This is a genomic window from Aeromonas sp. FDAARGOS 1408 (assembly GCF_019048665.1).
Classification (GTDB): Bacteria; Pseudomonadota; Gammaproteobacteria; order Enterobacterales; family Aeromonadaceae; genus Aeromonas; species Aeromonas dhakensis.
This window is the reverse complement of the sequence record NZ_CP077394.1, coordinates 1447439-1459292: the sequence shown is the minus strand read 5'-3', so window position 1 is coordinate 1459292 and position 11854 is coordinate 1447439. Positions and strand designations below refer to the sequence as shown.

Below are 11854 nucleotides of genomic sequence, written 5' to 3'. Positions count from 1 at the left end.
AGTCAAATTTTGAGCGCTTATTTTATAAGCATGTTACTTGCGGATCTCCCCATAATTTCGATAGAAAATGCGCTCACGTAGCGGATCCATCCGCTTTTTTGCACGTAAAACGTTTCAATACCGAAACAAGATCCCAATTGAAGACCACTAGGCAGGATCTGCCTCTCTCCTGCCGGATCCAGTATGGCAAAGGCTGACGCATCTTCCCCCACACCCCCTGATTGAATCGGACTGCCAACGGGAACCTTGACGCCCTCTTCCGCGCCGCTCATACAGCATATTTATTCACATGGATTTTATTATCCCCAAATGGATAGAAAACCGGCCGCGTTGAAGACGTCCCCTTGCCTGACGCGGGCTGGCGGGCAACTGTGCCCACTGTCGCCAGACAGCGGCGTTAACAATGGTGCAATAAGTTGAGTTTCCTCATAATTTAACCGGGATCTCATTTCCGCTTGTTGCTGGCTCCGCCAATTGATCTAGCGCAATCCCGCCCCCGATAAATCATCATTCGTTTTACCCATTTGGTAATATCCAACTCGAGCAATCGCATAAATACATGGGTTTTATTCACTAATAACAATTAATCGGCCTGCCTGCTCCTGCCTTGCGCGGGGGCTGATGCCCAGCTCCAGGATGGAACGGTCAGGCTTGGCAATGAGATCGATTTGGGAGTGATGATCGTGAGTTCACACAACAGACAGACCAGGCTGGGCCTCGCCGCCCTGCTGCTTACCACCTGCCTTGGCACCAGCGGCTGGGCACAAGCGGCCGACGAAGCTCAGCCCAAGGGCAAAGTAGAGGCGCGCAGCGAGCTGTTCGCCAAGGATCACGCCGATCAGTTCAGCAGCTGGAAGGCGACCGGCGAGAGCCGCGAGCGCACCGATGCCCTGGCCGAGGACCCCAACATGGTGGTGCTCTGGGCCGGCTACGCCTTCGCCAAGGATTACAACAAGCCGCGTGGCCACTTCTATGCGCTGACCGACGTGCGGGAAACCCTGCGCACCGGCGCCCCCAAGAGCGCCGAGGATGGCCCCCTGCCCATGGCCTGCTGGAGCTGCAAAGGCCCGGACGTGGCCCGCGTCATCGACGAGAAGGGTGAGGATGGCTACTTCAAGGGGATGTGGGCAAAAGGTGGACCCGAGATCGTCAACACCATCGGCTGCGCCGACTGCCACGACACCGCCTCGAAAGAGTTCAAGGAGGGCAAACCCGCCCTGCACCTCTCCCGTCCCTATGCCGATCGGGCCATGACCGCCATCGGCAAGCCGTTCAAGGAGCAGGGCCGCTTCGATCAGCAGTCCCAGGTGTGCGGCCAGTGCCACGTGGAGTACTACTTCACCGGCCCCACCAAGGCGGTGAAATTCCCCTGGGATGATGGCACCTCGGTCGAGCAGATGGAGGCCTACTACGACGAGCAGGGCTTCGCCGACTGGACCCACGCCGTCTCCAGGACCCCCATGCTCAAAGCCCAGCACCCCGAGTACGAAACCTGGCGCGCCGGCATTCACGGCCAGAACAACGTGGCCTGCGTCGACTGCCACATGCCCAAGGTGCAAAACGAACAGGGCAAGGTCTATACGGATCACAAGATTGGCAACCCGTTTGATCGCTTCGAGCAGACCTGCCGCAACTGCCACACCCAGAGCAAGGAGATGCTGCAAGGCATCGTCAAGCAGCGCAAAGACGCCGTTGTCGAGACCAAGCTCAAGGTCGAGAAGCAGCTGGTGCGCGCCCACTTTGAAGCCAAGGCTGCCTGGGATGCCGGTGCGACCGACGCCGAGATGAAAGATATCCTGCAAGACATCCGGCACGCCCAGTGGCGCTGGGACTATGCCATCGCCTCCCACGGGGTACAGATGCATGCCCCGGAAGTAGCCCTCAAGGTCCTGGGCAGTGCCCTCGACAAGGCCGCCGACGCCCGCACCAAGCTGGCACGCCTCCTGGCCGCCAAGGGGATCAGCCAGGAGATCGCCATTCCTGATATCTCCACCAAGGAGAAGGCCCAGGCCGCCCTTGGCATGGACATGAAGCAGTTCAACAGCGACAAGGCCCAGTTCCTCAAGACCACTGTTCCCGCCTGGGATGCCGAGGCCAAAGCGGCCGGCCGGCTGGCACAGTAACCGATGCTTGTGGGCCCGCCGGTCGGGCCCGCAGCAGGATGGAGGCTTCATATGGGTGATTTGACGATGGATTTCTTACGACTGATGCTGATGGCGGCCATGCTGCTGACCAGCGTACAGGGCCAGGCCGCCGAGCAGACAACCGCTCCCGCCGCCGTGCCCCCCACCCACGAGGTGGAATTCTTGCGCAGCGCCGACAAGGCCTGTACCGACTGCCATAAGGATCAGGACGACGTCATGCACGGCAAGCATGGCCAGGCGACCAATCCCAACAACCTCAAACCGGTGACCTGCACCAACTGTCACGGCCAGCCCTCGCCCAAACACCGGGAAGGGGTCAAGGATGTGATGCGCTTTAGCGACAGCTTCAACAACAAACAGAGTACCGAGCGCTACCCCATCGCCGAGCAGAACGGGGTCTGCATGAGCTGTCACGAGCCCAAAGTGCTGCGCGAAGCGCTCTGGGCCCACGATGTGCACGCCACCAAGCTCACCTGCACCAGCTGCCACGCTCTGCACCCGGCCAAGGAGCCCATGGAGTCGATTCAGGAAAAGTCCCGCATCAAGCTTTGCGTCGACTGCCACAGCAAGCAGCATGAGACCGTCAAGGCGGCCAAGGCGAACACAACCTCGGGCAAGGAGGCACAATGAGCTGCTCTCGCCGTCAATTCATGGCGGGGATGAGTGCGGGGGCCCTCATCATGATGACGGGGGCTGCTCGTGCCAACACCCGCTCCCTTGCCACCACCCTCGCCCACAGCCAGACCATCGACGGGATCCGCTACGGCATGATCCACGACGAGACGGCCTGCATCGGCTGTACTGCCTGCATGGACGCCTGCCGGGAAGTGAACCAGGTGCCGGAGGGGGTCTCGCGCCTCGAGATCATCCGCTCCGGCCCCGTCGGCGAGTATCCCGACGCCGAGTACCACTTCTTTCGGAAGTCCTGCCAACACTGCGACAACGCCCCCTGCGTGCACGTCTGCCCGACCGGTGCCTCCCATATCCGCAAGGAGGATGGCATCGTCGACGTCAACCCGGATCTCTGCGTTGGCTGCATGTACTGTCTGGCCGCCTGCCCCTATCAGGTGCGCTTTATCAACCCTGTGACCAAGGTTGCCGACAAGTGCGACTTTTGCCGCAAGACCAATCTGGCCCAAGGCAAGGAGCCGGCCTGCGTGGAATCCTGCCCCACCAAGGCGCTGGTGTTTGGCAATCTGGATGACCCGGACAGTCCCATCGCCAAACGGCTGGTGAAGGAGACCACCTATCGCTACAAGCAGGCACTCGGCACTTCGCCCAAGATGTACCGCGTGCCCAAAGGGGAGATAAAGTCATGACCATGCAAGCGGCGTTTCACTTCCCCTCCCTGGTGTGGGGATTTGCCCCATCGCCATCTACCACAGCAATAACCGATGGAGGGAATGACCATGTGGCATGACGCATTTCACTTCCCCTCTCTGGTGTGGGACTGGCCGATCGCCATCTATCTGTTCCTGCTCGGCATCTCCGCCGGGGCCACCACCCTCTCGGTGCTGTTGCGCCGCAAGGGGGCCGGCAGCGAGAGCGGCATCATCAAGGCGACCGCCATCCTGGCGCCGGTGAGCGTGGTGCTGGGGTTACTGATCCTCATCTTCCACCTGGCCCGCCCCTGGACCTTCTGGAAGCTGATGTTCCACTACCAGTTCGACTCCGTGATGTCGATGGGGGTCATGCTGTTTCAGGTCTACATGGCGGTGCTGTTCGCCTGGCTGGCGGTGGTGTTTCGCTCCGAGATCGAGACCTTGCGCAGTCACCTGCTGCAAGAGAAGTTCGCCTTTGTGGATGGCCTCATTGGCTGGCTCGCCCGCATCGAGCGGCTGTTGGCACCGCTCTTGCTGCTGCTTGCCGTGCTCTTGGGTGCCTACACCGGCTTTCTGCTGTCGGCGCTCAAGACCTATCCGCTGTTGAACAACCCGGTGCTGCCGGTGCTGTTCCTCATCTCCGGCGTCAGCTCTGGCATCGCCTCCACCATCTTGCTGGCGGTCACCCTGTTCAAGGAGAACCATCACAGCCAGGGGGTGAGCTTCGTCCATCGCTTCGAGCGGCCGGTGCTGGCGGTGGAGGTGTTGCTGCTGGTCTGCTTCTTTACCGGCCTCTACTTCGGTGGCGGCCAGAAGGAGGCAGCCATGTGGGCCGCCATCGGCAGCGGCTTCTGGGCTCAGGTATTCTGGCTCGGGGTGGTGGGCATCGGCATGCTGCTGCCCCAGTTGCTGGCCCTGCTGGCCCCCGCACCGCTGCGGGCCAAAAACGGCTATCTGGTGCTGGTCTGCAGCCTGACCCTGGTGGGGATCCTGCTGCTGCGCTACTTCGTGCTATACGCCGGCCAGATGACAGTAATTTAAAGGCATGATCACCAGCGCCAGCCGCCCTCGGGTGACTGGCGCTTGTTTGTGGCGATGAGTTGTTGCGATTGGTTGTTGCCAGGAATGTGGATGTTATCCCCCAGCGCCGGTACGGTGCAGACGCTGCGGCATAACATAGACGAATGATTGACTGGAGGTTGTGTGCTGGCGGAGCTCGGCTATCTCTCACTGTTGCTGGCGACCGGGCTCGCCCTGCTGCAAGGGCTGCTGCCCTGGCTGGGGCTGCGGCTCGCCTCACGCCCGCTGCTCGGCTGCGCAACACCGCTGGCCCTTCTGGTCGCGCTCCTGCTCGGGGCCGCCCTGCTGCTGCTTGCCAGCTGTTTTGGCCAGGATGACTTTACCCTGGTCTATGTGGCCCAGCACGCCAACAGCGCCCTGCCTCTGGGCTTCAAGCTGGCGGCTGTGTGGGGCGGCCACGAGGGCTCCATGCTGTTCTTCGTCTTTGCGCTGGGGCTGTGGGGCGCTTTGGTAGCTCTTTGCTCCAAGCGGGTCGATCCGCTGATCCGCACCCGGGTATTGGCCATCATGGGGCTGATCGTCGGGCTGTTCGGCCTCTATACCCTGATCTTCTCCAGCCCGTTTGACCGCCAGTTCCCGGGGCCGCTGGAGGGGCGCGATCTCAACCCCATGCTGCAGGATATCGGCCTTATCCTCCACCCGCCCCTGCTCTATCTCGGTTACGTCGGTTTTGCGGTCAACTTCGCCTTCGCCATGGCGGCGCTGCATTCGGGCCGGCTCGATGGCGCCGTGGCCCACTGGAGCCGCCCCTGGGCGCTCGGCTCCTGGGTCTTTCTCACCGCCGGCATCGTGCTGGGTTCCTGGTGGGCCTATTACGAGCTCGGCTGGGGCGGCTGGTGGTTCTGGGATCCGGTAGAAAACGCCTCCCTCTTGCCCTGGCTGCTCGGCACCGCCCTGCTGCACGCCCTGGTGGTGTGCGAGAAGCGCGGCGCTTACGGCCACGCCGTGTTGCTGCTCTCCATCTTTACCTTCTCCTTGAGCCTGCTCGGCACCTTCGTGGTGCGCTCCGGGGTGCTCACCTCGGTACACGCCTTTGCGGTGGACCCCAGCCGCGGCCTCACCCTGCTGTTGCTGCTCGGCTTGCTATTGACCTGCGCCCTCACCCTGTTTGCCCTGCGGGCGGACATTCGCGCCCCCTATGCCCGCTTTGGCCTGCTGTCAAAAGAGGGGCTGCTCGGCGCCGCCATCCTGCTGCTCAGCGTGGCCTGCGCCAGCGTGCTGCTCGGCACCTTCTACCCCATGGTGTTCCAGTCGCTCCATCTGGGTTCACTCTCGGTGGGCGCCCCCTATTTCAATACCATCTTCGTGCCGCTGGCCCTCTGCCTGATGGCGCTGATGACCCAGCTGCCGCGCCTGCGCTGGCAGCATCTGGCAGCCCAGCGCCGCATCAAGGTGCTGCTCCCATGCCTGTTCGGCCTGCTGGGGGGCGCCTTGCTGAGCCTCGCCTATCCAGAGCCGCTGCGGGCAAGCTGGCTGGGGCTCGCGGCCAACGTGCTGAGCCTCTGGCTGATGGCCAGCCTGCTGCTCCCGCTCTTGCAACCGACGTCGCTGCGCGAGCTCACCCTCAATCGGTTCGGCAGCCTGCTGGCCCACCTCGGGGTGGCGGTGTGCGCCCTCGGCATCGCGCAGGTGAGTCACCACAGCCAGGAGGGGGGCGCCGTACTCGCCGCAGGCCAGCCCTATCGGCTCGGCGCCTTCGAGTTTCGCTATGATGGGAGCGAGCCCATCATCGGCCCCAACTACACCGCCGAGCGCATCACTCTCAGCGTGCATAAGAACGGTAAAGAGGTGGCCAGGCTCACCCCGGAGCGGCGCCACTACAGCGTGCGCACCATGAACATGAACGAGCCCGGCATCGCGTGGGGGCTGTTTGGCGACCTCTACGTGGTGCTTGGCGAGAAGATGGGGCCCGGCGCCTATGCCATGCGGCTGCACCATAAGCCGCTGGTGCGCTGGATCTGGCTCGGCGGCCTGTTGATGATGGCGGGCGGCGCCCTGCGTCTGCTCGCCCGCCGACCGCTGCTGGCTAGCCATCTTGCGCCAGCGACCGCCCCTTACCCTCGGCTTGAACAGGAGTCCTTATGAACGCCCGTCTGCGCCTGTTCGTGCCGCTCGTGCTCACCCTGGTGCTCGGTGCTCTGCTCTGGCTCGGCCTTGGCAACAATCCCTACAGCCAGGATGAGGCCGTCGCCGGGCGTACCCTGCCCGCCTGGCAGAGTGACGATCTGCTTGGTGGCCCCTCCATCCACACTGCTGCGCTCAAGGGGGAGCCCTTCGTGCTCAACGTCTGGGCCAGCTGGTGCCCCAACTGCCGCGCCGAGCATCCGCTGCTGGGTGAGCTGGCTAGCGCCGTGCCCCTCTACGGCCTCAACTACCGGGACAAGGGGAACGCCGCCCGCGCCTGGCTCACCGAGGCGGGCAACCCCTATCGCGCCGTGCTGGCCGACCCCGACGGCCGACTCGCGCTGGAGCTCGGCGTCTACGGCACGCCGGAGACCTATCTCTTTGCCGGCGACGGCACCCTGCTGACCCGCCACACGGGTGAGCTCACCCGGGAAGTCTGGCAACGCCAGTTTGCTCCCTTGCTGGCAAAGGCCCGCAGCAACACCGCCAGCCAGCCCGAAGTGGAGAAAGAAGTGCAGGAGAGCAAGCAATGAGCCGTCTCGGCCACGCCCTGATCGCACCACTCTTGCTGACATTGAGCCTCGGGGCCCTTGCCAGTGGGGTCGACACCTATGAGTTTCGCCACCCAGAGCGGCAGACCCGTGCTCAGGAATTGGCTCGCGCCCTGCGCTGCCCCCAGTGCCAGAACCAGAACCTGGTGGAGTCCAACTCCCCCATTGCCCGGGATCTGCGGCTCGAGGTCTATCGCTGGGTGGACGAAGGACAGTCTGATGAGCAGGTGATCGCCCGCATGACGGAGCGCTTCGGCGATTTCGTGCGCTACGATCCCCCCTTCAAGCGCAGCACGGCCCTGCTGTGGGGCGGCCCCGCCCTCTTGCTGTTGTTGGCGCTCAGTCGCCTGCGCAGGAGCCTGCATCGCCGGCAACCGGCGTGGGTGCCGCTTGTCGGCGACAGAGCCGAGGGGACCCGTCTCCACGACCCCAGGGCTGAGCTGAACCGCCTCATCATGGCTGAGCAGCAGGCGGGTCTTGCCCCCCACAGCCGCCTCTACCGGGAGCTGGAGCTGGCCCGCCTCGCCAACGCCACCCCACCTGCCGAGCAGGCCCTGCGCGAGCGGCTGGCCAAGGACCGCACCGCTCGTCCGCAGCGTAGGCTGCGGTCATGGATACTGCTTGGGGCCCTGTTGCTGGCGCTGATGGCCGGCATTTATGCCGGCACCGGCCGCTATCAGGCGTGGCAGGCTTATCAGTCACGCCCCGATCCGCTGGCGGGATTGAGCCCGCGGGATCTGCAGGACAAGGAGCTGGGCGCCCTGCACCAGCGCCTGCAAACCAACCCCGCCGATCTCGACGGCTGGGCGGCGCTCGGTCAGCTCTATCTCTACCGGGACGAGTACGACAACGCCTTGCTCGCCTACCAGCGCCTCGCCCTGCAAGAAGGGGGCGCCAGCGCCGCGACCCAGGCCGCGCAAGCCACCGTGCTCTACTACCAGGCAGGCCAGCAGCTGACCCCGGAGGCGCAGCGCCTGCTGGGTAGCGCGCTCAAGCAGGACAAGGGCGAGGTGAGCGCCCTGATGCTGCTCGCCTCCGATCACTTCCTGCACGGCCGCTACTCCCAGGCCATCGCCCTCTGGCAGCAGTTGCTGGACGAGGAGCGCCCCCGCATCAACCGGGCCGCGCTGATCGAGGCGATCCAGACCGCCCGCATGATGGGAGGCTGACCGCACGCGTGACCGGGGCTGAATGCCCCTGTCACGTTTGGCCAGCACCGGTGGTATCGGCAAGGAAATCACTTGCCAGCCTCCCGTCGGTGGCCGAACAATAGGCGTCCATTGAACCTGTTATTAGAGCCTATCCCATGATCCCCATTCGCTGTAAAACCGTCTCCGGTGTCGCCCTCTCAACGATTGATGGTGAAACAAAGCTGCTGGTGATGAAACGCGTAAAGGGTGGTTTCTGGTGCCATGTGGCGGGCACGGTCGAGGCGGGGGAAACCGGCTGGCAGACCATTATTCGCGAATTTGGCGAGGAGACGGGTATCAGAGTTTGCGAGTTATACACAGCCCATTATCTGGAACAATTTTACGAAAGCGTTTCAAATACGGTGGAGGTAGTGCCGGTCTTTGTGGTCTATTGCCCGCCCAATCAGGTGGTCACCCTCAATGATGAGCACACCGAATATCGCTGGTGCACCTTGGCCGAGGCCAAGGCACTGGTGAGTTTCCCCGGCCAGCAGGCACTCTATGATCACCTCTGGCACTACTTTGTCGAAAACAGCCCCTCGGCGCTGATGCGGGTAGCCATGACGCCATAGCGTGCAAATGCCAGGAGCCCTCTCGTTATCTTCTTGATCCTGTGGTGATCCGTCGCCGGCCATGGCCGCCATCAGCACATGTAGCCGCCCCTGATCAGGCCGTTTTCAACAGAGATGATCACCAGGAATGAGTGAAGATAGGGACGCAGGCAATAGAGACAGCTAAAAGATCGATCATCTGACGGCAAGAGGGCGCCACCAGCCGCACACTGCAGCCATGTTTCTCACGCCGACCACCCCTATCATTACTCGTATGAAGCCGCCCATAGCGCTCATTACCGTTATTTCAAGGTGCGCCATCCCATAAAATTGAAATATCGGGCCATTAGACGTTGTGAAGCGTCAATTACCGTCATATAACTTAGCCAAATATCCCTGTCAGCCGTACGGTAGCGTCAAATCATGATTACTCGCCCTTTTCTTACCCTGTTGCTCGGTGCCTTCCTCGTTCCCGTCAGCATGGAGAGCGCCCAGGCCAATCCGTTTTCAGCCCAGTCCCACTCCCCCAACAGCTTTCTGGAGCAGCGCAACGATCTGGCGCTGAGCTCCGCCGCCTTCGTGGTGGCCAACCCGCGCACCGGTGAAGTGCTGTCGGAGCGCAACGCCAACCGGGTGATGCCGATAGCCTCCATCACCAAGCTGATGACGGCGCTGGTGGTGCTCGATGCCAACCAGCGTCTCTCCGAGATGCTGACCGTTACCATGGCCGACGTGGACAGACTCAAGGGCACCGGGTCGCGGCTGGCGGTGGGCTCGCGCCTGAGCCGGGCCGACATGCTGCACATCGCCCTGATGTCGTCGGAAAACCGCGCCGCGTCGGCGCTGGCCAGAAACTACCCGGGTGGCCAGCGCGCCTTCATCGAGGCGATGAATGCCAAGGCCCGCATGCTAGGCATGTGGAGCACCCAGTTCTCCGACAGTACCGGCCTCACCCCTCGCAATGTCTCCAGCGCCCACGATCTCGCCAAACTGGTAGCGGCGGCATCCACCTATCCGCTCATTCGCCAGTACTCCTCCACCGAGGAGCGCATGGTGCGCAACGGCAAGCGTCAGCTGCACTACCTCAACTCCAACCGACTGGTACGCGAAGGGAGCTGGCCCATCTCCCTCTCCAAGACCGGCTACATCCGCGAGGCGGGGCGCTGCCTGGTGATGGCCACCCAGATCAACCGCGAGCCGGTGATCATGGTGCTGCTCAACGCCGACACCCCCAACGCCCGGGTGGCCGATGCCAAGCGGATCAAATCCTGGCTGGAGACTTCCGGTCGCATGAGCCTGACCGCCCAGTCCAGCCCCCGGACCAAGCTGTTCAGCAGCCAGTAAGGCTCCCGGCGATCATCCTCAAAAAAGCCCCCGCACCAAGGTGCGGGGGCTTTTGTTGTTGAGCCTTGTGGTCAAGCCTGCTGGCTACGGCGCCGAAGTGCTGGCGATCAGATCGGCTTGAGCCGCGCGGTGAAGTGGCGCAGCAGCGGCGGCTCGTAGTCGAAGGTGAGCCCGCGAATGTCGCTGGCCCGCGCCTTGACCGCGATCAGGCAGTCGGCCACATAGTCCATGTGATCCCGGGTGTAGACCCGACGCGGAATGGTGAGTCGCAACAGCTCAAAGTCCGCCGCCTCCTGCTTGCCGGTGACGGGATCGCGCCCCAGCAGCAGGGAGCCTATCTCCACCCCGCGCACACCCCCTTCCAGATAGAGCTCGCAGGCGAGCGCATGGGCCGGGAACTGCTCGGCCGGAATATGGGGCAGCAGCTTCTTGGCGTCCACAAACACCGCATGACCGCCGGTGGGAGTCTGGATGGGGATGCCTGCCTCGGCCAGCCGTTCGCCCAGATAAGCCACCTGACTGATGCGATAGGTCAGATACTCTTCATCCATCCCCTCGCGCAGGCCGATGGCGAGCGCCGCCATGTCCCGCCCGGCAAGGCCGCCATAGGTGACAAACCCCTCCATCGCCACGCAGCGCACCTGCACCGCGCGAAACAGCTCGAGATCCTCTTTAAAGCAGCAGAGCCCGCCGATATTGACCAGCCCGTCCTTCTTGGCCGACATGGTGAAGATGTCCCCCAGCGCAAACATCTGGCGCACTATCTCCTGGATGCTGCACTTGGCATAGGCCGGGTCCCGCTCCTTGATAAACCAGGCGTTCTCGGCAAAACGGGCGGCATCGATCACCACCGGAATATAGTGGCGACGGGCCAGCTCGGCGACCGCCTCCATATTGGCCATGGAGACCGGCTGGCCACCGGCGCTGTTGCAGGTGACCGTGATGATGATGCCGGCCACGTTGTCGGCCCCCAGGGTTTCGATGGTGTCGCTCAGGCGAGGGAGATCAAAATCCCCCTTCCAAGCGTAGGGGGCCGTGGTGTCGAGGGCTTTCGGGGTGAGCAGGTTGATGGCCCGCGCGCCGGCCAACTCCACGTGGGCCTTGGTGGTGTCGAAGTGGTAGTTGGAGATAAAGACCGGCGCCTTGCCCTTGCAACGCTTGACCAGTTCGGGGAAGAGGATCTGCTCGGCCCCGCGCCCCTGGTGGGTGGGCATCACATGCTGGTAACCAAAGATCTCGCGCACCGTGCGCTCCAGCTCGACGAAGTTGCGGCTGCCCGCATAGGCCTCATCCCCCATCATGATGCCCGCCCACTGACGATCGGACATGGCACCTGTGCCACTGTCGGTCAGCAGATCGATGTAGACATCCTCGGCCAGCAGCAGGAAGGGGTTCCAGCCAGCGGCCTCGAGGGCGGCGCGGCGCTCGGCGCCAGTGGTCTGTTTGATGGGCTCGACCATCTTGATACGAAACGGTTCGGGTATACGACGCATAAAAGACTCCTCACCGGCGCAAGGCCAGTGTGTTTGAAATTGGAATTGGCAAAAA

Annotated in this window: 10 protein-coding genes; 9 read left to right on the top strand and 1 reads right to left on the bottom strand. The window is 63.1% G+C overall.

Annotation, left to right across the window (positions count from 1 at the left end):
• Positions 1–677 precede the first annotated feature (677 nt).
• The 9 genes from nrfA to pbpG all read left to right on the top strand — a co-directional run bounded on the left by nrfA (position 678) and on the right by pbpG (position 10306).
• A complete protein-coding gene (gene nrfA, locus I6L38_RS06900) occupies positions 678–2123 on the top strand; it encodes an ammonia-forming nitrite reductase cytochrome c552 subunit (protein ID WP_024941562.1) in 1446 nt (481 codons plus the stop codon).
• 51 nt (positions 2124–2174) lie between these two features.
• Positions 2175–2774, top strand: a complete 600-nt coding sequence (gene nrfB, locus I6L38_RS06895) for a cytochrome c nitrite reductase pentaheme subunit (RefSeq protein ID WP_216989318.1) — start codon at positions 2175–2177, stop codon at positions 2772–2774.
• The gene (gene nrfC / locus I6L38_RS06890; protein WP_024941564.1) at positions 2771–3463 is read left to right on the top strand and encodes a cytochrome c nitrite reductase Fe-S protein; all 693 of its coding nucleotides are present in this window, start codon (positions 2771–2773) and stop codon (positions 3461–3463) included. The genes nrfB and nrfC overlap by 4 nt, the downstream gene beginning before the upstream one ends.
• Before the next feature lie 90 nt (positions 3464–3553).
• The gene (gene nrfD / locus I6L38_RS06885; protein WP_216989317.1) at positions 3554–4507 is read left to right on the top strand and encodes a cytochrome c nitrite reductase subunit NrfD; all 954 of its coding nucleotides are present in this window, start codon (positions 3554–3556) and stop codon (positions 4505–4507) included.
• A gap of 162 nt (positions 4508–4669) precedes the next feature.
• Positions 4670–6631, top strand: coding sequence for a heme lyase NrfEFG subunit NrfE (nrfE, locus tag I6L38_RS06880; protein ID WP_024941566.1), 1962 nt, complete (start codon positions 4670–4672; stop codon positions 6629–6631).
• Positions 6628–7203 (top strand): DsbE family thiol:disulfide interchange protein, encoded by a 576-nt coding sequence (locus I6L38_RS06875; RefSeq protein ID WP_024941567.1) that lies wholly within the window; start codon positions 6628–6630, stop codon positions 7201–7203. The genes nrfE and I6L38_RS06875 overlap by 4 nt, the downstream gene beginning before the upstream one ends.
• Positions 7200–8390: a heme lyase NrfEFG subunit NrfF gene (gene nrfF, locus I6L38_RS06870; protein ID WP_041204644.1), complete on the top strand. Its 1191-nt coding sequence runs from the start codon at positions 7200–7202 to the stop codon at positions 8388–8390. Before I6L38_RS06875 ends, nrfF begins: the two co-directional genes overlap by 4 nt.
• A 137-nt stretch (positions 8391–8527) precedes the next feature.
• Positions 8528–8983, top strand: coding sequence for an NUDIX pyrophosphatase (locus tag I6L38_RS06865; protein WP_024941569.1), 456 nt, complete (start codon positions 8528–8530; stop codon positions 8981–8983).
• 402 nt (positions 8984–9385) lie between these two features.
• Positions 9386–10306 (top strand): D-alanyl-D-alanine endopeptidase, encoded by a 921-nt coding sequence (pbpG, locus tag I6L38_RS06860; protein ID WP_017782682.1) that lies wholly within the window; start codon positions 9386–9388, stop codon positions 10304–10306.
• Between the two features lie 107 nt (positions 10307–10413).
• On the opposite strand, the gene I6L38_RS06855 is transcribed toward pbpG, so the two are convergent.
• On the bottom strand, positions 10414–11799 hold the full coding sequence (locus I6L38_RS06855) for a tryptophanase (RefSeq protein ID WP_024941570.1): 1386 nt from the start codon (positions 11797–11799) through the stop codon (positions 10414–10416).
• Positions 11800–11854: the final 55 nt, after the last annotated feature.